This is a genomic window from Francisella marina, from assembly GCF_008369785.1.
Classification (GTDB): domain Bacteria; phylum Pseudomonadota; class Gammaproteobacteria; order Francisellales; family Francisellaceae; genus Francisella; species Francisella salimarina.
On record NZ_CP043552.1, the window covers coordinates 1,689,246 to 1,710,760 of the forward strand.

Consider the following 21,515-nt stretch of genomic DNA (forward strand, 5'->3'; position numbering starts at 1 on the left):
CATGAGAAAACTAGCTATTGTCGTAAGTGAATTTAACTCATTGATAACGGATAAAATGCTTGAGGGAGCCCTAGAAGAAGCATATGCTCAAGGTCTAAAAGATAGTCAAATATATATCAAAAAAGTTCCAGGTGCAGTAGAGTTGCCTTATGCTGCTAAACTTTTAGCAGAGACTAACCAAGTTGATGCGATTGTACTTCTTGGTTGTGTAATCAGGGGCGAGACAGATCACTATGATTATGTTTGTGACCAAGTAAGCTATGGTACGCAAAGAGTTATGCATGAGTATAACCTTCCAGTAATCTTTGGTATATTAACTACACACAATAAAGAACAAGCATTAGAAAGAGTTGGTGGCAAAAAAGGACACAAAGGCAAATACTGTGTTCAAGCAGCCCTAACTATGACAAAAATGAAAAAAGATATATTAGAACAAGGAGTATAAAATATGTCTTTAGAGATCCTAAAGTATCCTCACCCAATACTCAAAGAAGTGGCACAAGAAGTTACACCAGAAGAAATCAATGATGATTTCCGAGCAACAATAGCAGAGATGCGCGATTTAATGATAGAAGCAAATGGTGTTGGCTTAGCTGCAGTACAAGTTGGTATCAAAAAAAGATTCTTTATCATGTATGATAACTTAGAGAGTGAGACTCCCGAAACAATTACAATCATCAATCCTGAGATAATCGACCAGAGTGGTAAGATAATTGATGAAGAAGGTTGTTTATCATTTCCTGGAGTTTCTGCTAAGGTTAATAGAGCAACAAGAGTTAGGATAAAAGCACTTAATGAGTTCGGTGAGGAGATTGAAATTGAAAAAGATGATTTCCTAGCAAGATGTATCCAACATGAAATAGATCATCTAAATGGCGTTACCTTTTTTGACCATCTTGGTTCACTTAAACGTAAAATGATAGAGAAAAAATATAAAAAACTGATGCAAGAAAATGCCAAAACTTAATTTTTAGTATTTTCCTGTAATCAAAGCTTTACTTTTTAGCGTCACTAAGCAAAAATTATGTCTTGAAATTGTTGTTAAATTATGGAATTTGAAATATGCGCAAGATATTAAGCAAAATATCACTATTACTACTAATTTTAACTGTTACTTCATGCGGAATGCTATCAAATGACCAGTTTGTTTATCTTGGTCATGGTGATAATACTCCTGATTACCAACTATACTACGATAAAACCAGAAAACTTTTTGTTCTAATTGACAAAAGAAATGGTTGTTTCCAAAAAGATGATACTGGAACTTGTCTTGCATTTACTTTAAAGCAAACTAGAGAGTTTAGAGAGAAAGTACTTGCTAAGATGATTGAGATTGATCTTAAGTTAGCTAAAGACAATTATGGTAATCGTGCTATGGCAGAACTTCAAAAAGCCGGAATAACAACTGTTAACAAGCCTATAAAGACTGAAAGTGTATACGCAACTCCTGTCAGACAAATAGTACTAGATAGAAAACAACAGTATCACCTAGTTAGAAAACAGTACCCTATAGATTCAGATCTTGTTGCAATGTTAATAACTGATAGGGATGGTACAAAGCGCATAAAAGTGGCTTATACTGTTGATTTCCCTGAGCTAGAAAAAGAGTACAACACGTCCCTCAGACCATATATTATTGATCCAGAGTTTTTATATACTCATATGACTATTGATACAGTGCATGAAGCGCAATTTATGCAAAGAGACGTTTTGAAAAGCCAAAAAGATGTCAAAAAAGAAGTCGGTGTCTACTTGAATGATGTGGTTGATACATCTACCAAGAAGTCTAGTTATACTCGTCAAGAAATATCTAGTGATGCGGCAACCCTAGATCATGAGTTAATTACAAAAGCTGATCAAGATAATGATGATATTATTGCAAATAGTGGTAGTGCTATAGAAATGGCTACAAGCGGTAGCTCTAATACTAGCTCATCCCAAGAAAAACAGACTGACTCAACAGATAATCAGAAAACCACATTAGCAAGTGACAATAATTAACATATAAATATTAACAAAAATCTAAATAATTATCCCCCCTCCTAAACAAACCTCACCATCATAAAAGACTACAGATTGTCCCGGAGTTATTGCTCTTTGTGGCTCATCAAAAACCACATTAACTGAACCATCTTCATTTATTTGTACATTACAAGACTGATCTTTTTGCCTATAGCGAACTTTTGCACTACATCTAAAACTATCTGCTGGAGCAGATCCAGCTACCCAACTAAGGTCTATAGCTTGTAATGTATCTTTAAATAGCATTGGATGATCATGACCTTGAACAGCAACTAAAACATTATTTTCTAAATCCTTTTGGGCTGCGAACCATGGTATTTCAGGGCGATTTTTTACACCACCTATACCAAGCCCCTGTCTTTGCCCAATCGTATAGTACATAAGCCCATCATGCATACCAATCTTGATACCATTTTCATCATGTATCTCGCCTCTTTGAGCTGGCAAAAACTTCGATAAAAAGTCTTTAAACTTACGCTCACCTATGAAACATATCCCTGTACTATCTTTCTTATCAAATGTTACCAATTTATTCTCTTTAGCAATCTCACGTACTTTAGATTTTTCAATATCACCAATAGGAAACATTGTCTGCTTTAACTGCTCTTGACCAAGTGTGTATAAGAAATATGTTTGATCTTTACTATCATCAAGACCTTTGACTAACTGCACCGAACCATCTTCAGCCACTTTAGTACGAGCATAGTGTCCTGTAGCAATATAGTCACCTCCTAACAAATGCACATAGCTCAAAAAAGCTTTAAACTTGATTTCCTTGTTGCATAAAATATCTGGATTAGGTGTCCTACCAGCCTTATACTCTGTTAGAAAATGCTCGAATACATTATCCCAATATTCAGCTGCGAAATTAATCTTTTTGAAAGGTATCCCAATAGAGTCACATACTGCTTGAGCATCAGCAATATCTTGTTCTGCTGAGCAAAAATCATCAGTATCATCTTCTTCCCAGTTTTTCATAAATACACCGGTTACATCATAACCTTGCTGTTTTAACAACAAAGCAGAAACAGATGAATCAACTCCTCCTGATATACCTACTATTATTTTTTTATTTTGCATATTTAAATATTTTATACCCTTTTGTAGTGACAGCACAGTGTGCTGTCTTATGATAGATTAATATAGGCTAACAGATCAATGATCTGTCACTACAAATAGTAATAACTATAGAGACTATTTCTTCAAAACTGATAAGAAAGCTTCTTGAGGAATTTCAACAGAACCAATATTTTTCATTCTCTTTTTACCTTCTTTTTGCTTTTCTAGTAATTTTTTCTTACGCGAAACATCACCACCATAACACTTTGCTAAAACGTTCTTACGCAATGCTTTAACTGTACTTCTGGCAACAATAGTCCCACCTATAGCTGCTTGAATTGCTACTTCAAACATTTGTCTTGGAATTAGCTCTTTAAGGCGCTCAACAAGTTCTCTGCCTTTGTACTTTGCTTGATCTTTATGAACTATACTTGCTAATGCGTCAACCTTATCTCCATTTATAAGCACATCTAGCCTAACCATATTTGCTGCTTCATAACGAATTAGCTCGTAATCCAATGAACCATAACCCTTCGTAACAGATTTGAGAGTATCAAAGAAATCAGACACCACCTCAATCATTGGTAAATCGTAAGTTATAGACACTTGGTTACCAACATAGTTAAGATCGACTTGTACTCCTCTTTTTTCAACACATATTGTAATTACGCTACCAACATAGTCTTTTGGCACAAGAATATTCGCTCTTACAATTGGCTCATGTATTTCTGCTATTGCACCTGGCTCTGGCAATTTTGATGGATTATCTACTTCTATAGTTTCACCATCTTTCTTGATTGCCTTATAGACAACTGTTGGTGCTGAAGTAATTAAATCAAGATTATATTCTCTTTCAAGCCTCTCTTGAATAATTTCCATATGTAGCATTCCTAGGAAGCCACATCTAAAGCCAAATCCTAATGCTTGTGAAACTTCTGGCTCGAAAAACAGTGAAGCGTCATTTAAACTTAGCTTATCTAATGCCTCTCTAAAATCAGGATAATCATCTGAGCTTATAGTAAACATCCCTGCATAAACTTGTGGCTGGACTTTTTTAAATCCTGGAACAGGTTTATCAGTTGGATTATGCGTATGAGTTAGAGTATCACCTACAGGAGCTCCATGAATATCTTTAATACCTGCTATAATAAAACCAACCTCACCAGCTTTCAAGTGATCTAGATCTTTCATCTTTGGAGTAAATACCCCAACTCTATCAGCTTGATAAGAAACTCCCGTTGACATAACTTTAAATTTCTCACCTTTCTTAAGAGTTCCGTTTTTAATCCTCACAAGAGAAACAACACCTAGATAATTATCAAACCATGAATCTATTATTAGAGCTTGCAGCTTTGCATTAACATCACCCTCTGGTGCTGGGACTTTAGCAACAATTGTCTCTAAAACATCTTCAACACCTATACCTGTTTTAGCACTACATGTAGTTGCTCCAGTAGCATCGATACCTATTATTTCTTCAATCTCTTCTGCGACTCTATCAGGCTCTGCAGATGGTAAGTCAATCTTATTTAAAATTGGTATAACCTCTAAATCCTGATCAATAGCTGTGTAGCAGTTAGCTACTGTCTGAGCTTCAACACCTTGTGCTGCATCCACCACCAGCAAGGCACCTTCACAGGCAGCTAATGAACGCGATACCTCATAAGAGAAATCAACATGCCCAGGAGTATCAATAAAGTTAAGCTGATATGTTTGACCATCCCTAGCTACATAATCTAAAGTTACAGATTGTGCTTTGATAGTGATTCCACGCTCTCTTTCTATATCCATAGAGTCTAGGACTTGCTCTTTCATTTCACGCTCAGTCAAACCATTACACACCTGTATAAATCTATCTGAAAGAGTAGACTTACCATGATCAATATGTGCAATTATCGAAAAGTTTCTGATATTTTTCATAATATTTAAGCTCTGTTGCTACTAAGAAGTAATTTTTTATTTAATAAATCTAGATACCTATTATGCTATAAAATAACTTTAAAATGTAGTGATTGCCATATTTAAATAACGAAATAATCATTAATAATATTACAAATTCTGTTGACAAAAATGTACAATGTATGCAAAATACTTTAGCTATTAAATTTATATATTTGTGTTTCTCACGTATCCCCCTAGAGAAGCCTAAGGTTATAAAAGTTAAAAAATTAAAACTGGAGAATTAAATTGGCTAACTCAAAACAAGCAAAAAAGAGAATTATTCAAGCTGAAAGAAATCGTCAACACAACGTTGCACGTCGTTCTATGATGAGAACTTTCTTAAAGAAAGCTGCTTATGCGATCGAGAAAGGTGATGTTGAAGTTGCTAAAGAGAACTTCGCAAAAGTAGTTCCTATTTTAGATAAATACGCTTCTAAAGGTCTAATCCATAAGAACAAAGCTGCTAGACATAAGTCTCGTCTAAGTGCTAAGATCAAAGCTCTTTCTACAGCTGCTTAATTATTTCTTTTTATCAAGTTTCTTCTATAAACATATTCCTTTCATTTATGTTACTATTTTCTGTATTAGCAGAAGATTGGTTATTTTCTGCTTACAATTAAAATTCACTATACAGATAATATTAAAATCTCGAATAAATTAGATGACTTTTGTAGAAACCTACACTCTACAATTGTTGAAGTGATTAAAACAGACATTCATACATGCAGAACTCTTATCTACCCATGCAAAACTTATATAGTTGGCGCCAGTTCGAGTAACTTTGATGGCTTTATTCAACTTGAGATTGACATTCTACCAGGTAGAAGTCCTAAACTAAGGAAATTATTAGGAAATATTTTATTGAGTGATTTGAAATCCTTGTGTAATGACTCTGATGTCTCTATAGATTATCGTGTAATCGTAAATGAAACCGATACTGAGTTTTATTTTGGTTTATAATTTATCTTTTTAATACAACACTATCAAAACCATAGTAATTAGCAAAGCCCTTATTTCTCCAATCATTTTTATTAAAAGTAATATCATCAAAGTAGACAAATCTATAATTTTTATCTAAATAGGGCCTATAATCTACCGGAAAAGATGCAGATTTGACAGCATGCTCATGATAATAGTGTATTAGTTGCTGTCTTTGCGATTCATAATCATGTAACGAATCGTAAACTGAGAAAAGCATCCATAACTGAAATAAAAGTAAAATCAACAGCAGCCAGGATAACCTACAAAGAATTTCAATAAACTTTATAATAAAAACATTTTTAGAATTATATAATAATCCAAAAATAATCATAAAAAATAGTACATAATAAATCATTAAAACTCTTTGGTTTAATCCCCCATACTGGCCAACAATCGGAGTCAAAACGAACAAAGAACTAATCAATGCAGCAAAATAAATAAACTTTGTTTTAAGCCTAATATCCTTATCCAAAATTAAAAGCAGTCCTATAAAAGCCAGCATATAATGCAAAAGCTTCGCATAAGGATGATAAATTAATAGTTGCCACATAAACTTTATATTCTGTAACAAATCAATATTTCTCGAACCTGCTAAAACATCTAGTCTTTTATAATTACCAGGAGCTACTGCCAATATAATACCTCCTACTATAAGGGCGACAAAAAAGTAAACTACATTTCTATTGATACTCTTATTGTCCAATTTACAGTCAAGGAAATATGCTAATAAAATGATAGTTAAAACTCCTACATATATTTCATTATATAAACCTATAAAAATTCCTACAAAAATACTAAAAGTTATGGAGTTTTTTTGCCTTATAAAAATAAAGTAATAATACCCTACCAACAATACAATTCCCCAGAAGTACTGAATTGCCGCTGTTTTCCATAAAGCATTACCTATCACCCCAGAGTATAAAAAAATAAAACTCAAGAAAAAGAAAAAAATCACAAAGCGTTTGGAGCTAAGTTCATATTGATCCTTACTTACAATTTTAAAACTGAGAATGATAAATATACTAAAAAGTATAGAGTTTAATATATCTATAATAAAGAGGCTTATAACAAGGTGATCTTTATTGAAAAGCAAGTAAGCCAAATACTCTGCAGATACCCTGCCTGTCCAGTTCAAATATTGGTTATATACTATACTTATCAAATTGCCTTTGGTTAAAGCTGAAGCAGATAATCTACCAAAATCATCTGCAAAGATAGGTTGACAAAAGTTGAGGAATAAAAATCCCACAGAAATAACACTAATAATTAGGATATTAAATATATTTTGTTTTTTCATATTTTTATTAATTTAGAAAACTGGTTCATCAGTTGGTGGAGCATAATTACCTGATATACCTATCAACCTATCTTGATTATTAAAAGTTAGTATTAGTTTTGACTCACTATAATCAGTATCCGTCATATGTTTTTTATATGTATTTATATAAATATACTGGTTTGGATTAAATGTATCGATAATATCTGGCGAGCCTAATATATAAACAACCTCGCCTTTAGTCATATTAGGCTTGATATCAAAAAGTTTTTTATTCTTAATCTCTTTACCTTGAGGAACAGGAGCCGTATAAGGCTCAATAACTCCACAAGCTGATAAGCTTAAAAAGAACAAAACAATACATACATTCTTTAATATAGTTTTAAATGTCATTATATTAATCTTCTAAGCCTACAAATAATTTCTGGTCTATAATATCACACAAACAATGAATTATAAGAAAATGGTTCTCTTGAATATTTGCCATATTGTCAGAAGGAACCCTTAACTCGATATCATCTACATTGTACATAGCTTGCAATCTACCACTGATTGCACCAGTCAATGCAACAACCTTCATATCTAAGTCATGTGCTTCTTCAACAGCATTGATAATATTTTGTGAGTCACCATTTGCAGATACAACTAATAAAATATCGTCTTCATTGCCTAATGCTGCTACTTGCTTAGAGAAAATATGGGCAAATCCATAGTGATCTCCAACAGCTGTAATTGTTGCAACATCCGCTGTTAAGGCTACTGCTGGTAAAGGAGGTCTCTCCATATCAAAATGATTTAGAAGCTTAGAGGTGAAATGCTGCGCTATAGCTGCTGATCCGCCATTACCACATACTAGAATTTTACCACCATTTTCTAAACAAGACACCATCGCTTTTGCAGCCTGTGCAATAGCTGGAGGTAAAATATTTGCTGTCTCAATCTTTGCTTGAATACTTGCTTCAAAAAAACCATTTACCCTTTCTAAAGATGACATATTAACGCAAAAAAGTAATTAATTGATATGGCTATGATTTTACTATATATAAAAACCTATAGCTAGGATATTACCAAGATTATTCCTTAGCAAAACCTTTTAGAAATAAAAAGAAAAATGCAGTAACTGACACCACTAAACAAATAACAACAAAACTATATATATAATCTAAGCTTATATAGCCCATGATGCTTACCGATAAAACTGCAACTGCCATGTTTATAAAATTCATCATTGCAGAAGCACTCGCTTTGTCATCAGCTAAAGCATTGGATGCTATATGTGATGCCGCCGGATATATAAAACTTGTAATAAAATACATCAGCGTAATAATACCAAAAAATATAATCGGCGTAATAATATCAAAATATGCCATAGAAGCTATAATCATAAAACTAACCAACAAAGTAGCAATTGCAATTTTCAAAACTAGAACATTATCATAACTATTAATAATTTTTGCTGCACCAAATGAGCCCGCTATAATACCTACTATAGTCATAGCATTATAAGTACCTAATTCAGCACTATTAAAATCAAAAAGTTGCTGAGTAATAAATGGCGCAGCTGTCGTATAGCAATAACTAAATGTTGACATTACACCTATTATAAAAGCAAAAATCAAAAGTTTTGGACTTGATAATGCATTTATATACCCTGAAAAAATATTGCCAACATTAATCTTTGAAATACTAGGTGTTTCATTTTGATATAAATAAGTAAATAAATACATCGCAACCCCATGAGCTAATAGAACATAAAAGCAGTAGTTCCAATGTGAATAGTAATTAACAAAGCCACCTATCATGATAGCTAAAGTTACAGACAATGCAAAAGATATACTAGCAAATGACAGTGCTGTCTTTGCTCTAGATGGCTCTACAGAGTGATTCAAAATAATAAACGTACAAACCAATCCAACAGATGATCCTAAAGCCGTAATCAATCTACCTAAAAGCAATAGCTCAAAAGATAAGTGAATCCCAGCAAATATACAAACTATAATACCTATCAAATTAATAACTAAGCCTATTCGTAATGTACTTACACTACCAAACCTACGGGCAATTGGGCCATATATAAGTTGTCCAACAACGTACCCTACCAGAAAAATACTCACAATCCACTCTACTTGCCCATTTGCAAGATTTAATTCACTACTGATATGAGGTAAAGCCGGATTTAGTATCACAGCTGATGCGCTCGCTATACTTATATAACTGAGCAGAAGTATGATTTTATAATTTTTCATAGCCATTCCTTTTTTATCAAAAAATTTAACTATTGCTATAGTAAATTAAAAAATATATTTTACAATATCATCATTAATAAACTTATGTTTAGTAAAATTTGACAATTAAGAATAAAAAAAATATACCTATTAATTTTTTTGAAATTTTTTATAAATTAGTAACTTATGGAAGCTTTACAAATACTGCAGATGCTCTTGGTATAACAAAAGCTGCTGTAAGTCACACTATTAAGCAATTAGAAAAGGAGCTCAAAGTTGACTTGCTAATTAGGACAACACGTAGACTTTCATTGACGCATGAAGGCAAGCTTTTATTTGAGTATTGTAAAACATTACAAAATGAAATTGAAAACATTCGTGATCTAGCAGAATCTTTTCATAGTGAACCATCAGGCATCCTAAAAATAAATACTTCCTCATTTTTTGCCAAGAGTGTTCTGATAGGTCTGATCAAAGAATACTCCAAGAAATTTAGCAAGGTTAAAATTGAAGTAAATATTGAAGAGAGAATGCCTAATTTTAAAACTCAAGAAACAGATATAATTCTAGGAGTTAACTGGACTCCTCCTGAAGATATTATTGCTCGTAAAATAGCTACAACAAGATACATATTATGTGCAAGCCCTGTATATCTAGAACTTTATGGTATCCCCTCTAGCCTATCTGATCTAGTAAACCATAAGTATATTCCCCATAGTTCTAGAGCTACTGCTCTTGTAAATATTAGAGAAAGCAAAGTAAACGCTCAAATGCCGCCTTCTGATTTATCTGCGAATAACATGGAGTTTATGAAAGAATGTGTCTTAAATGATCTTGGAATTGCTCAGTTTCATGAATATATTGTAAAAGATGAAATACAGAATGGTAAACTTGTAGAATTACTTAAAGACGAGTTTTTAGATCATCAAGATATTTATATTTACTATCCTAAAAATAAATTTGTTCAACCCAAAGTTAAAGAGTTTGTAAAACTTGTTATGAATAGTCAAATTTTCACTTGATGTAAGAAGATGTGTATTTATATCTTTTGTTATATCAATTATCCTCACAATACTTTTCTAATGAGATAACAACAATGAAATCACAAGCGACATTAAAGTTAATAGTACATGAAAAAATAATTATAGAGTCTTTTTTATTAACTATATTATTAGGACTAGTCGGTCTCATAAGCTATCTTCTTCTACCTAAAGTTTTTGTTAATAGTCTAGTAGGTATTACAGCCTTATGTGCAGCTTCAATCCATGGAGTATATAGAAAAAGTTATCTATATATTGTTATCGCTATTATCTCTATAAGTGCCGCTATGATTATTGGAACTGTTGTATCACAATTACCTATAGTTGTACCTTTTTGTACACTCATAATGGGCGGCTTGACTTTTTATCTACCAACAAAGTTTAGAATAATGCCAGAGATACTTACGAAGTTTTGTTTTATTGGATATGTTTCAAGTGCTTTCGGATATAGCCATGTAAGTATAGGTATAACTCTAACTTGTGTAATAGTAGTAATTGTATTACTTGTATTCTATTATGCTTTAATAAATATACTGCTATATAGAGATCAGCCATACTCTAACCGCGAGAGGATTCAAGATAAGTATCATCATGTGATGATTATTGCTCTTGCGTCACTTGCTATAGGATACTTGGTAACGAAATTTATGACTATATACCTACCAAATACTAATCCATGGTGGATTATGATGACTATAGTTTTAGTTCTTGGCTACTCTTATGAAAAAGTAAAGATAACTGCACTTAAAAGAGGTTTTGCCAATATACTAGGCCCTCTCATAATCGCGATAGTAATGATTCCATTAAAAAATCATTACTATTTACAAATAGCTCTACTTCTGGTTCTTTTTTTCTTAGTTAACTGTTCTATATCATATTATCTACTATTGGCTCTTTTTATTTCATGCATGATTATTAGTTGGGATATAATCACCTTATCGTCAGCGACCCCATACACAATAGCACTAGATAGAGCCTTTGAAACATTTGTAGCTGTATTTATAGTTTTAATAATTAATGAGATATATAAAAGACTACTTTCTAAATATATAAAGAAAATAATAGGCTAGGCTTCTCTAATACCAAAAAGGCTACTTCCTATCCTAACATCTGTACTGCCATACTGTATAGCTAATTTATAATCAGCGCTCATTCCCATTGACAGTCTCGATAATTTTAATTCATAAGCTAAATTAGCATTAATAGTGTCAAAAAATACCTTCATTTTTGCAAAGCTCTTTTCTGGAGAGTCTGATTTTGCAGGTATACACATTAGTCCAACCACCTTTAGATTACTGAATTTTTTCGCTTTATTTACAGCTTCAACAACACTCTCTAACTGAGTTGATTTAAAACCAGATTTACTGACATCATTATCTATATTTATTTGTAAGAAAACATCTATATACTTATTTTCATTAATAGCAGCTTTATTTATTTTCTCAAGATGCTCTATTTTCTCTACACTTTGAATTGAATCAGCATACTTAACAATATGCTTTATTTTACGAGATTGCAGTGAGCCAATAAAATGCCACTTCAAATCTGGTAACTGCTTAGCTTTTTGTTCCAATTCTTGAAAATAATTCTCACCAAAATCTAACTGTCCAAGACTTGCTAAATATTCTATTTTCTCGATAGACTGATACTTACTGACAGCCAGAAGCCTAGCCTTTGAGTCTATATTTTTGATGATACTAGTATATGAGTTTTGAATAAATTCTTTATCAATCATTATTTTTTCTCATTATAATAAGGTTTCTCTCAGCATTCAAGAAAGGAACTTTTATGCTATGCTTTTCAATATCCAACGGCAAAGATACTAAGTTCTGCTCCTCAAGATCTGGGCCTTTCATAGCTAACATTTGATTATCTTTAGTTAAGAAATGCTTACATAATCCATAAAATGTATCAACTGAGCTAAATGCACGCGAGATAATATTATCAAAGCTACCATCTAAGTTTTCAATGCGTATATTTAATGGATTAATATTATCCAAGCCCAAGCTTTTTTTGACATTTTTGAGAAACATGATTTTTTTGCCAACACTATCAACCAGAGTAAACTGATGTTGCGGATATAGTATCGCCAAAACCACTCCTGGCAAACCTCCTCCAGTACCAACATCGACAGTTGAGTTACCTTTGATATACTTAGCTACAGCGAGACTATCAAATAAGTGCTTGACTAGCATATCATCAATCTTCTTAATAGCAGTCATATTATAAACTTTATTCCATTTCTCAAGAAGTTTTAAATACTCTAGCCATTGTTCAACCTGCTCTTCTGTTGCTAGAATATCAAGCTCAACCAAAGCTTGCCTAATTTTATCCTTCATACTATCCATTTTGTAGAAATAACAATCTTATCGGCTATAATAAATATATTATAAGCTTTAAATGGTAGAGTTGGGATTTAAAATTCCAGTTTTTTATACAATCTAATATGTTTTTATCAAGAAAATTTGGCGCAGCAATGATTATATCTGGCACATGTATTGGTGCTGGGATGTTAGCAATTCCTGCAACTGTAGCGAGCTGTGGCTTTTTTATAGGTTCTATTTTAATTATCAGTATATGGGCTTTGATGACATTTACAGCTCTGATATTAGCAGAAGTTAACCTAAAAATGGAAGATGGTGCTAATTTTGTAGAAATGACAAAAAAGACCTTAGGTCCTGTTGGTGTCGGTATAGTTTGGATTTGTTATGTTCTTTTACTCTACTCTTTAGTAGCCGCATATACTGTCGGTGGTGGATACTTAATTTCAACAACACTAGGAAGTCTTGGTTTTAATATCTCAGAAAAACTCACAGGCATTATTTTTATACTGATACTAGGGGTTTTTATATATATCAGTACAAGGCTAGTTGATCATGTTAACAAAATTATGTTTACAGGCAAACTTTTAGCATTTCTACTACTAGTTGCTGTTCTTATCCCACACATTTCTACTGATCATCTAAATTATCAAATCAAGAATCCTAATTTTATTTGGGCAGCATTTCCCATACTTCTAACCTCATTTGGATTTCATCATATAATCCCCACATTAAGAACCTATGTGGGATCGAATAGAAAATCTCTACGCCAAGCTATTGTAATTGGTAGCACAATACCGCTGATAGTTTATATATTATGGATTTTTGCAACTCTTGGTTCACTTCCAGTTGCAACACCCACTGGTATCTTAGGTAAGCAATCTGGTGAAATCACATCAGTTATTATTGATCACTTCAGTACTAGCTCTGGATATATCTCGACAATATCTTTTCTATTTGGCTTCTTTGCCTTAGCAACATCTTTTCTTGGTGTTGCACTAGGGCTTTTTGATTTTAATAGGAATACTTATAAAATAGCTAAGAACTTACACAAACATAAAACGCTTGCTTTTGTAATAACATTCTTACCGGCTTATATTTATGCGATTGCCTACCCAGATGGCTTTAAAACAGCTCTTGGCTATGCAAGTATTTTTGTAGCGATACTTCAGGTTGCTTTACCTGTTATGATGCTATGGGTTATAAACTACCGTAAACAAAAAGCTCTAGCTAGCTCTTCTCTAATAACTATGCTAATTGTGGTTACTGCAATTATTATTATTGCTCTCCAGATTCTAAACTCTTTTGGCTTACTACCAACTTTAAACTAGAGACTATGATTTTTAACCTTCATATTATAGGTTAGTAGAATCACAATACCAACAAAAATTGGTAATATGACTGATGGGAATAACATCAGGGTGAAGTAATCTCCTGTAATCTCAACCCAAATCACACCTACAGCATTACCAACGACAAACATTGTCATACATACAGCAAAAAATGGTATTTTCCATAAATTATCTGTTTTGCCTCGTAAGGCTCTACCAATTTCTATTCCCAGATCAGTAGTTGTACCCGTCATATGAGTTGTTCGGGCAAAACCTCCAAAAAATAGTGTAGTAAAACTATTTTGCATACCCATTGCCATAGCTAAAAATAAATCATCAATAACACGATGATTACTAAAAATATCTATCAATAAAGTACCTGTAAGCATTACAGCACTTTGTAGGACTAGTGTCTTAGTATGATCTTCAGAGATAACATAGGCATCTGTTTTCATAATGACTCCATTGACAGCAGCACCTACAACAAAGCCAAAAACAAGCACAGCTACTTTATACATAAATACCCAGTCACCACCAGCAATACTATGTCCTAAAATCCTCAAGTTACCCGACATAACTGCCACACTGGCACCAAAAGAATTATATAAGACTATACTATCAATCCAGCCAGAATTAAAAATCAATATAACTGTAATAAAATAAGTGAAAGCCATTTTTTTAGTAAACACTTTTTTATCTCCTTTTCTAGTGTTTAGAAACTATTATATAGCTTTGATAGTAAAAATCATTTTTTAATTTTCTTTTCTTCAGCATTCTTTGTACTAGCTTGAAAACCTTGTGGTTTCGAGCTAAGAGTTTTCGCTAGAGAAACTTTTTTTGTAAATACTCGCGCTAACTTCATACTAACCCTCCTTTTATATATATTCATTGCCTTTTTCAGATTTGAAAATAGGGAACCAATCAATATATCAAATAATAATTTCTTTTGTCAAGTGTTTACAATAGTATCTTGCCTAACAACATTTGACTTTTTAGGTATTAAAAAATAAAGTATCATCAATGCTTATGGTCTAAATTATAGATATAACAATTAATAGGTAAAACTTATGCAAATATCTGAAGCTATAAAAAATCGTAAGTGCGTTAGAGAGTTTCTTGACAAGCCTATAGACAAGAAAATACTAGAAAATCTTTTTGATACCACAAGGTGGACACCTTCTAGCAAAAACACTCAACCATGGAAAATTGCTATAGTAAGCGGTGAAAAGAAGATGGCCTTGATGAGTAAGATACTATCTGCATGTGATAACCGCGAACTTCCAAGAATGGAGTATGATTATGATAGCGATATTCCATTAGATGGAGAACTTAAAGAACGTGCTGTTAAGTGTGGTCATGACTTATATAATGCGCTAAATATAACGAGAGAAGATAAAGAAAGACGTATTGAGCAATGGAAAAAAAACTATTTATCGTTTAATTCACCTTCAGCCATATTCATATTTAAGCACCCCAATACAGGAATTAGTGGCTATATGGACTGTGGTATGCTTATCCAATCAATAATGCTAGCTGCTCTAGACTTAGGACTTGCAACATGTCCTCAAGCCTCTCTAGGACACTATCCAGATATAGTCAAAAAAGAGCTACAAGGATTTGATGACTATACTTTGCTATGTGGTATAGCAATTGGTTATGAAGATACTAACGCTGCTGTAAATAACTATCGTACCGAAAGAGAGTCTATAGATAGTTTTGTTACATTCTTTTAGTGCTTTTGTAATACTTCTCATAATGATATTATAAATAGTAGGATTGACAAGTTTTTCTAATAAGATGAGTGGTATTAACAAAGATATTATTGAAGCTACACGCTACTTTCTAAAGTTAGTGGAATTAGGGTCTTATAGCTCAGTTAAAAAGTGCTACTCTGTAGAACTGAATACTATAAAAAATAAGATAGATGTACTAGAAAAATACCTAGATCTAAAACTTATTAGAAATGTACAAAATCGTATATCTCCAACTAGTGATGGCATGAAATATTTTCACTCTTGCAATAAAATTGTGACAGATCTGGAAAATACTATCCAAAATGTAAAACAAAGTGGCTTTAGACAACGCCAATCTATAAAAGTACTTGGTACTCCCCTATTTATCAAAATCATTATTGATTTAGCATTACCACAGATACAACAGATTAATAACGAAGCATTTAATTTTGCACTAGATAGTTACCAGGTAGATAATATTAATGGCAGCCAGTTCCAGTTTGATTCATACAATGTCATACAAATATTTAACAAGCATCTTGAGTTTCTTGATTTAGATGATTGGATAGTTTGTACATCTGTAGATGCCGTTAAGCTACCTGCATACTTATACGGAAACAAAGAGTTTGTAAAAGATCTACATAATAATCCAGATAAGGTTCTTGAAGCTCCTCTAGTATTTAACAGATATGACTTTTCTCAAGGCACAAATGAGTTTAAACACGATAATAAAAGTTACAAATTTAATCTTGATAAAATTAAATTTACGGTTGATAACGAGATTCAAAAAGCTAACTTACTGATGAGTGAAAATACTATAGGATTTATGCCAAAATTTTATTATGATGCTGTCCTCAAAGAATGTGAGGATATTGTCAAAATAGAAGGCTTTGAAATAGATTTTCCATTAGAGTCTCACTTGATACTTATATACAAGCACTCTAAATATAAAGACGAGCTTCTAAAAATTGTTAGAGAAGGTATCAAAAAAATACAAGTCCAATATCAGTAGCTTTTAAGCTCTTCTACTACGAATGATATAATACTCAGTAATTGCTACTATTGCATGTATAAATATTACAGCTAGCCCAACATATGCAAAAACTTCATGGATTTCTTTGAGTCTGACTACACTAGCTCTTGAGAGCACATCCGTAATAGCTGGCAAACCAAAAGGAATAACATAAGTTCCTTTTGCACTTATCAAGCACCAACCTAATATTGGCATAGTAATTAACCAAAAATATAAAAATATGTGTACCAAATTAGCGACTATAGTCCTAAATTTATTATACTCAAGTCGTTGCCCTATAAATGGAAAACTTACAAACTTTCTTATAGCCAACCTTAGAATAGTAATAAACAGAATCAAAAAACCAATATATAAATGAGATGTTTTCATTACATCATGAAATAGAGAATGTTTACCAAATATACTTCTAAACTCTATTGATATAAAAGCTAGAAATATCAAGATAACCGTGGTCCAATGAAGATAAACCATAAACTTATTGATCTTTGTTTGCATTTAAGTATTAGGTAGTAAATTTAATTGCTTTGAATTATAGGCTTTTTATTTATTAAAAAAAGAGATTTATAGTAATTAACTTTTAGAAAGTACCAAAAATTTTAAAAAGAATAGTATATATAACACTAGTAACAATGATACACGCTGGAATTGTCAAAACCCATGCTGTTACCATTTTCTTAACAACTTTCCAGTTTACACCAGAATCAGCATAACCTGCTCCCATAATAGAACCAGATGCGACTTGAGTAGTACTAACTGGCAAACCTATGTGTGAAGCTCCTAAAACCAATATACCTGAACTTAATTCTGCAGAAACAGCATTAACCGGCTCTAGTTTTGATAGCTTTGCACTTAAAGTTTTAATTATCTTTTTACCTCCTGATAATGTCCCTAGCCCCATTGCAACACCACATAAAACGATAACCCAATTAGGAACCTGAGTAGTTTGCACAACTCCTGCACTTAGTAGCGCAAGTGTTATTATTGACATTGTTTTTTGAGCATCATTAGAACCGTGAGAAAAAGACAATAAGCTAGTAGATAACACCTGCATTTCTCTTATGTATTTATTTGTAGTTCTAACCATAAAGAACCTCATAAAAATATTAAGTAGAATAATACATATTATAAGTGCTAAGAAGAATGCCATAATAGGTGAGCTTATCATTGGTATAATGACCTTATGAATTACTGTCACATAGTTAACATCTTGGTAACTAGAACTAATAATCACAGCACCAACTAATGATCCGATCAGAGCATGTGATGAGCTCGACGGTATACCAAAACTCCAAGTAAAAAAGTTCCAGCTAATAGCTCCTAATAAAGCAGATATTAGAACAATATCGGTAACAACACTTGTATCTACTAAGCCTTTTGATATTGTTGCTGCAACAGCTGTTCCAAAGAAAGCACCCAAAAAGTTAAAAAATGCTGCCAGACCAATAGCTTGATATGGTGTTAGAGATTTGGTTGCGATAGGTGTTGCAACTACATTTGCAGCATCGTGGAAACCATTTGTAAACTCAAAAAACAACGCTACTACAATGATGGCTATAAGCACTGATGTAATCATCTTTATTTACCTTGTTCGTTAAACTTCTTTTACATACAATCTCATAATTGATTCTGCTACAGATGTACACGTAGAGATAGCACTCTCTATAGCCTTATAAATATCTTTAACTTTCATGATAAATATTACATCCCCCTCATCATAGTGAGAGAATTTCTTAAGCGCATGACCTAGTTCTTCAAGTACATTCTCATCTAACGCTGTAATTCTAATATAGAAATTTTTAAGTTCTTTATTATCCCCTTTGACAAAAGCTTTCATCATATCATCAAGTACTTTTGTCATTTTACGTAAAGTCTCGACACTAGTTGCTAGATATATATTTACGTTGCCACGCTCTTCTTCCATCAGTATCTGCATATATCTGTGGATTTTAACGATTCTTCTATTTAACTTTAGAAGTAAAGTAGTAATGTTATGTAACTCTACCCTATCAACAGGGGTTACAAAGTAACGAGCCAACTCATGATCCATTTTATTAGCTACTTCAACTGTTACAGTTCTTGTTAATCTCAGCTCTTCTGATAGCTCAGATATCGTTAGGTTATCTTCCTCTTTAACAAGTTTGTCAAGAATTCTAGCCGAATCTTCTACCGACTCAGTTGCTTCTATCATTAAATCAAAAAAAATTTTATCCTGACTTGGTATTAAAGTTTTAACCAGTTTACGTAGCATTTATGTGATCTCCCTAACTACAATGTTTCAACATCTATTTTAACATCACAAAGTCTACAATAAAAAAACAAAGAATAGCAATAAGAAATCACTTTAAAAAATATATCTAAATAAGCATTGCTTTTGCAATAACTCTAAAATACAATATTGATCCCTTGATTCTAAAAACCAAGCTTTTTTATAAAAAGGCTAATATTATATAATAAAAATTCAAAAATATAAACACTTCACTTCTGAGCATTTATACAACTTCAATAACATAGATTCAGATAAATAACCATAATCCAAACAATTAGTTCTATTACAAAAGATACAAAAACCAAAGCTGAACCTGCATCTTTAGCTTGCTTTGCTAATATATGATAGTCAGTCGTCACTAAATCAACTACCCTTTCAATAGCACTATTTATAATCTCTGCATAAATTGGCAACATTGATACAATCTGTAAAACAAACTTTGAAACTATACTAAAAGGCAGTACCCAAATAGTCACTGTCAAAATTATAAAAAGGAGTAACTGCAGACGAAAAGATTTTTCATTTTTAAAAATATCTACTAAGCCACTTAGTGCATATGAAGTATTTTTAAAAAGTGTATATTTAGGCTTATTTAACATCTAATCTACCTACCATTTCGACAATTTGCAAAAATATCTAGTTTTGGACTATATGCTGCTGTCTTGATATTCATAAGTCCTAAGAATGAGTCAAAAACATTGTCTTGAGAGAAAGTGTCTTCCCTCTTAGCTTCTTTAACTAAACAAGCTTTATTAAGCTTATTATCTTTTAAAAAATCTTTAGAGAACCACATAATCCACGGCACTCTTTTTTGATATAATGGAGCTATACCATAAGGTGCAGCATGAAGGTATAAGCCGTCCTCTCCTAAAGACTCTCCATGATCAGATATGTAGACCATTGCACTATCATATTTAGTAGTTACTTCTTTGCTATCTAAAGTATCAATAACTTTTGATAATATATAGTCAGTATAACGTATAGTATTGTCATAAGTATTTACTAGTTTTTCTCTGCTACAGGCATTTATATCACCCTGGTCACATGTCGGTGTAAACTTCTTGAACTCTGCAGGATAACGCTGATAATAAGTTGGTCCATGACTTCCAACTAGATGTAAAACAATTACCTTACTTTTACCATCATCATTTTTCGCAAGATTCTCTTTTAGCTCTTTTAGTAATACTGAGTCATGACAGAATCCACCTGCACTATTACCCTTACAATCACTAGTATTTATATAGATATTTTCTATTCGCTTACATACCCCAGTATATCTACAATCATAACCATTATTATTATACCAAGTGACATCTAAACCTGCTTTTTTCATAATATCTAAGACATTATCTCTAGCAGCAGCTTGCCTTGCATTGTAGTCAACTCTTGGCATATTAGATAGCATACAAGGTACTGACAATGCCGTATAAGTACCACATGATGCTACATCTTGTAACGCAATAACTCCAAGATTTTTAGTATAAGGATTTGTGTCTCTATCATATCCATTATACTGATAATTCTGCATTCTCGCTGTCTCGCCTAAGACAAATACCATTAGATTTGGCTTATCAGTATTTCTAATTTCTTTTGCACCATCACCAATTGGCTGGTACGGTAAAGGTGGAATAAACTTCTCTGCAATAATTGCTGAAGTGATACCTACGTAAATTATTGGATTAGGGTAATCTCCTAATTCATTATGATTTCTAAAGAATGGGAAAATAGTTTTTACATTTGTAATTAAAATCATTACAACTAATATTAGGGTCCCTATGATATTAGCGATTCTAATCAAAGCACTTTTACTAAATTTTGGGTATACTATTTTAACTCTGAGAAGTATAACAATTGGTAAAACACCAAAAAATATAAAACTTGCTATGCTTCCGATAGATAAATAGGATAGTGCCTCATGTGTATTTGTATCAAAAATACTCTCTACCACACCATAGGTAAAAGTAATTCCCAAGAACATCTCGGAGTAAAAAACAATTGCTCCAATTGCAATCAAAATAATCATTATTGGCTTAAATATATAGCGAAAGTTAATCAAGTTAAAAATCAGAAAAAAAGCTAAGAAACAAACTGCAAAACAGCTAATCACAAACCATAAGCTAAATGTACTATCTTGAGCAACATCTTGGAAAAATTTTATAATAAGTGGGATATTATATACATAGCCAAACAGAAGACTTAATATAACTGTCGCTTTATAAACACCTATTTGCTTCGGGAATATTTTTTTTATCACGAGCACAATACCTTATGTTTTTTTGATTTCTCT

Annotated in this window: 24 protein-coding genes; 10 read left to right on the top strand and 14 right to left on the bottom strand. The window is 32.4% G+C overall.

Translation table 11 applies throughout. The features are described from left to right. The first annotated feature begins 1 nt into the window (after window position 1). The 3 genes from ribH (at window position 2) to F0R75_RS08390 (ending at window position 2,001) form a co-directional block, all read left to right on the top strand. Entirely contained in the window at window positions 2–445 is a 444-nt protein-coding gene (gene ribH, locus F0R75_RS08380; RefSeq protein ID WP_013921890.1) for a 6,7-dimethyl-8-ribityllumazine synthase, read from the top strand. A gap of 3 nt (window positions 446–448) precedes the next feature. Then, window positions 449–967 carry a peptide deformylase gene (gene def, locus F0R75_RS08385; RefSeq protein WP_146421629.1) on the top strand — a complete coding sequence of 173 codons (519 nt, stop codon included), beginning with the start codon at window positions 449–451 and terminating at the stop codon, window positions 965–967. Window positions 968–1,062: 95 nt separating this feature from the next. Next, the gene (locus tag F0R75_RS08390) at window positions 1,063–2,001 is read left to right on the top strand and encodes an FTN_0109 family protein (RefSeq protein WP_149369053.1); all 939 of its coding nucleotides are present in this window, start codon (window positions 1,063–1,065) and stop codon (window positions 1,999–2,001) included. A 21-nt stretch (window positions 2,002–2,022) separates the two neighbouring features. On the opposite strand, the gene mnmA is transcribed toward F0R75_RS08390, so the two are convergent. Further along, the gene (mnmA, locus tag F0R75_RS08395) at window positions 2,023–3,102 is read right to left on the bottom strand and encodes a tRNA 2-thiouridine(34) synthase MnmA (RefSeq protein ID WP_149369052.1); all 1,080 of its coding nucleotides are present in this window, start codon (window positions 3,100–3,102) and stop codon (window positions 2,023–2,025) included. 114 nt (window positions 3,103–3,216) lie between these two features. After that, the gene (gene lepA, locus F0R75_RS08400; RefSeq protein ID WP_013921886.1) at window positions 3,217–5,001 is read right to left on the bottom strand and encodes a translation elongation factor 4; all 1,785 of its coding nucleotides are present in this window, start codon (window positions 4,999–5,001) and stop codon (window positions 3,217–3,219) included. Between the two features lie 267 nt (window positions 5,002–5,268). Here lepA and rpsT point away from each other — a divergent pair, with 267 nt between their 5' ends. Next, entirely contained in the window at window positions 5,269–5,541 is a 273-nt protein-coding gene (rpsT, locus tag F0R75_RS08405; protein ID WP_149369051.1) for a 30S ribosomal protein S20, read from the top strand. Window positions 5,542–5,667: 126 nt separating this feature from the next. After that, window positions 5,668–5,982 (top strand): tautomerase family protein, encoded by a 315-nt coding sequence (locus tag F0R75_RS08410; RefSeq protein WP_246145991.1) that lies wholly within the window; start codon window positions 5,668–5,670, stop codon window positions 5,980–5,982. A gap of 1 nt (window position 5,983) precedes the next feature. Here F0R75_RS08410 and F0R75_RS08415 read toward each other — a convergent pair whose 3' ends face one another. The 4 genes from F0R75_RS08415 to F0R75_RS08430 all read right to left on the bottom strand — a co-directional run bounded on the left by F0R75_RS08415 (window position 5,984) and on the right by F0R75_RS08430 (window position 9,525). Further along, complete coding sequence (locus F0R75_RS08415) at window positions 5,984–7,300, bottom strand: DUF6056 family protein (RefSeq protein ID WP_149369050.1); 1,317 nt, start codon at window positions 7,298–7,300, stop codon at window positions 5,984–5,986. A gap of 12 nt (window positions 7,301–7,312) precedes the next feature. Continuing rightward, a complete protein-coding gene (locus tag F0R75_RS08420) occupies window positions 7,313–7,672 on the bottom strand; it encodes an outer membrane protein assembly factor BamE (protein WP_146421624.1) in 360 nt (119 codons plus the stop codon). A gap of 4 nt (window positions 7,673–7,676) precedes the next feature. Next, window positions 7,677–8,273, bottom strand: coding sequence for an SIS domain-containing protein (locus F0R75_RS08425; protein ID WP_149369049.1), 597 nt, complete (start codon window positions 8,271–8,273; stop codon window positions 7,677–7,679). 79 nt (window positions 8,274–8,352) lie between these two features. Continuing rightward, complete coding sequence (locus F0R75_RS08430; RefSeq protein WP_149369048.1) at window positions 8,353–9,525, bottom strand: MFS transporter; 1,173 nt, start codon at window positions 9,523–9,525, stop codon at window positions 8,353–8,355. A gap of 104 nt (window positions 9,526–9,629) precedes the next feature. On the opposite strand from F0R75_RS08430, the gene F0R75_RS08435 reads away from it, so the two are divergent. Both F0R75_RS08435 and F0R75_RS08440 read left to right on the top strand, forming a co-directional pair. After that, a complete protein-coding gene (locus F0R75_RS08435; RefSeq protein ID WP_187986024.1) occupies window positions 9,630–10,526 on the top strand; it encodes a LysR family transcriptional regulator in 897 nt (298 codons plus the stop codon). A gap of 74 nt (window positions 10,527–10,600) precedes the next feature. Next, complete coding sequence (locus F0R75_RS08440) at window positions 10,601–11,614, top strand: FUSC family protein (RefSeq protein WP_149369046.1); 1,014 nt, start codon at window positions 10,601–10,603, stop codon at window positions 11,612–11,614. Here F0R75_RS08440 and F0R75_RS08445 read toward each other — a convergent pair. Further along, on the bottom strand, window positions 11,611–12,279 hold the full coding sequence (locus tag F0R75_RS08445; RefSeq protein WP_149369045.1) for a YggS family pyridoxal phosphate-dependent enzyme: 669 nt from the start codon (window positions 12,277–12,279) through the stop codon (window positions 11,611–11,613). The genes F0R75_RS08440 and F0R75_RS08445 overlap by 4 nt on opposite strands. Beyond that, a complete protein-coding gene (rsmG, locus tag F0R75_RS08450; RefSeq protein ID WP_149369044.1) occupies window positions 12,272–12,892 on the bottom strand; it encodes a 16S rRNA (guanine(527)-N(7))-methyltransferase RsmG in 621 nt (206 codons plus the stop codon). Before rsmG ends, F0R75_RS08445 begins: the two co-directional genes overlap by 8 nt. A gap of 98 nt (window positions 12,893–12,990) precedes the next feature. Here rsmG and F0R75_RS08455 point away from each other — a divergent pair, with 98 nt between their 5' ends. After that, complete coding sequence (locus F0R75_RS08455; RefSeq protein WP_149369043.1) at window positions 12,991–14,196, top strand: amino acid permease; 1,206 nt, start codon at window positions 12,991–12,993, stop codon at window positions 14,194–14,196. Here F0R75_RS08455 and F0R75_RS08460 read toward each other — a convergent pair. Next, window positions 14,193–14,885: a YoaK family protein gene (locus tag F0R75_RS08460; protein ID WP_146421616.1), complete on the bottom strand. Its 693-nt coding sequence runs from the start codon at window positions 14,883–14,885 to the stop codon at window positions 14,193–14,195. The genes F0R75_RS08455 and F0R75_RS08460 overlap by 4 nt on opposite strands. 378 nt (window positions 14,886–15,263) lie before the next feature. On the opposite strand from F0R75_RS08460, the gene F0R75_RS08465 reads away from it, so the two are divergent. Next, a complete protein-coding gene (locus tag F0R75_RS08465) occupies window positions 15,264–15,929 on the top strand; it encodes a nitroreductase (protein WP_149369042.1) in 666 nt (221 codons plus the stop codon). Window positions 15,930–15,993: 64 nt separating this feature from the next. Continuing rightward, a complete protein-coding gene (locus F0R75_RS08470; RefSeq protein ID WP_149377278.1) occupies window positions 15,994–16,941 on the top strand; it encodes a LysR family transcriptional regulator in 948 nt (315 codons plus the stop codon). Between the two features lie 3 nt (window positions 16,942–16,944). On the opposite strand, the gene F0R75_RS08475 is transcribed toward F0R75_RS08470, so the two are convergent. From F0R75_RS08475 to F0R75_RS08495, 5 genes are all read right to left on the bottom strand, one after another. Next, complete coding sequence (locus tag F0R75_RS08475) at window positions 16,945–17,457, bottom strand: cytochrome b (protein ID WP_149369040.1); 513 nt, start codon at window positions 17,455–17,457, stop codon at window positions 16,945–16,947. Window positions 17,458–17,539: 82 nt separating this feature from the next. Then, window positions 17,540–18,535 (bottom strand): inorganic phosphate transporter, encoded by a 996-nt coding sequence (locus tag F0R75_RS08480; RefSeq protein ID WP_149369039.1) that lies wholly within the window; start codon window positions 18,533–18,535, stop codon window positions 17,540–17,542. A gap of 18 nt (window positions 18,536–18,553) precedes the next feature. Continuing rightward, window positions 18,554–19,210, bottom strand: a complete 657-nt coding sequence (locus F0R75_RS08485; RefSeq protein ID WP_013921870.1) for a hypothetical protein — start codon at window positions 19,208–19,210, stop codon at window positions 18,554–18,556. Between the two features lie 251 nt (window positions 19,211–19,461). After that, window positions 19,462–19,827: a diacylglycerol kinase gene (locus F0R75_RS08490; protein WP_149369038.1), complete on the bottom strand. Its 366-nt coding sequence runs from the start codon at window positions 19,825–19,827 to the stop codon at window positions 19,462–19,464. Window positions 19,828–19,832: 5 nt separating this feature from the next. Further along, a complete protein-coding gene (locus F0R75_RS08495) occupies window positions 19,833–21,482 on the bottom strand; it encodes a phosphoethanolamine transferase (RefSeq protein WP_149369037.1) in 1,650 nt (549 codons plus the stop codon). Between the last annotated feature and the right edge of the window lie 33 nt (window positions 21,483–21,515).

Coding starts and splice junctions, on each gene's coding strand:
- lepA (WP_013921886.1), bottom strand. CDS start 5,001: ATGAAAAATATCAGAAACTTTTCGATAATTGCACATATTGATCATGGT.
- ribH (WP_013921890.1), top strand. CDS start 2: ATGAGAAAACTAGCTATTGTCGTAAGTGAATTTAACTCATTGATAACG.
- F0R75_RS08420 (WP_146421624.1), bottom strand. CDS start 7,672: ATGACATTTAAAACTATATTAAAGAATGTATGTATTGTTTTGTTCTTT.
- F0R75_RS08440 (WP_149369046.1), top strand. CDS start 10,601: ATGAAATCACAAGCGACATTAAAGTTAATAGTACATGAAAAAATAATT.
- F0R75_RS08490 (WP_149369038.1), bottom strand. CDS start 19,827: ATGTTAAATAAGCCTAAATATACACTTTTTAAAAATACTTCATATGCA.
- def (WP_146421629.1), top strand. CDS start 449: ATGTCTTTAGAGATCCTAAAGTATCCTCACCCAATACTCAAAGAAGTG.
- F0R75_RS08465 (WP_149369042.1), top strand. CDS start 15,264: ATGCAAATATCTGAAGCTATAAAAAATCGTAAGTGCGTTAGAGAGTTT.
- F0R75_RS08485 (WP_013921870.1), bottom strand. CDS start 19,210: ATGCTACGTAAACTGGTTAAAACTTTAATACCAAGTCAGGATAAAATT.
- F0R75_RS08430 (WP_149369048.1), bottom strand. CDS start 9,525: ATGAAAAATTATAAAATCATACTTCTGCTCAGTTATATAAGTATAGCG.
- F0R75_RS08470 (WP_149377278.1), top strand. CDS start 15,994: ATGAGTGGTATTAACAAAGATATTATTGAAGCTACACGCTACTTTCTA.
- F0R75_RS08425 (WP_149369049.1), bottom strand. CDS start 8,273: ATGTCATCTTTAGAAAGGGTAAATGGTTTTTTTGAAGCAAGTATTCAA.
- F0R75_RS08475 (WP_149369040.1), bottom strand. CDS start 17,457: ATGCAAACAAAGATCAATAAGTTTATGGTTTATCTTCATTGGACCACG.
- F0R75_RS08480 (WP_149369039.1), bottom strand. CDS start 18,535: ATGATTACATCAGTGCTTATAGCCATCATTGTAGTAGCGTTGTTTTTT.
- F0R75_RS08445 (WP_149369045.1), bottom strand. CDS start 12,279: ATGATTGATAAAGAATTTATTCAAAACTCATATACTAGTATCATCAAA.
- F0R75_RS08415 (WP_149369050.1), bottom strand. CDS start 7,300: ATGAAAAAACAAAATATATTTAATATCCTAATTATTAGTGTTATTTCT.
- rsmG (WP_149369044.1), bottom strand. CDS start 12,892: ATGGATAGTATGAAGGATAAAATTAGGCAAGCTTTGGTTGAGCTTGAT.
- mnmA (WP_149369052.1), bottom strand. CDS start 3,102: ATGCAAAATAAAAAAATAATAGTAGGTATATCAGGAGGAGTTGATTCA.
- F0R75_RS08390 (WP_149369053.1), top strand. CDS start 1,063: ATGCGCAAGATATTAAGCAAAATATCACTATTACTACTAATTTTAACT.
- F0R75_RS08455 (WP_149369043.1), top strand. CDS start 12,991: ATGTTTTTATCAAGAAAATTTGGCGCAGCAATGATTATATCTGGCACA.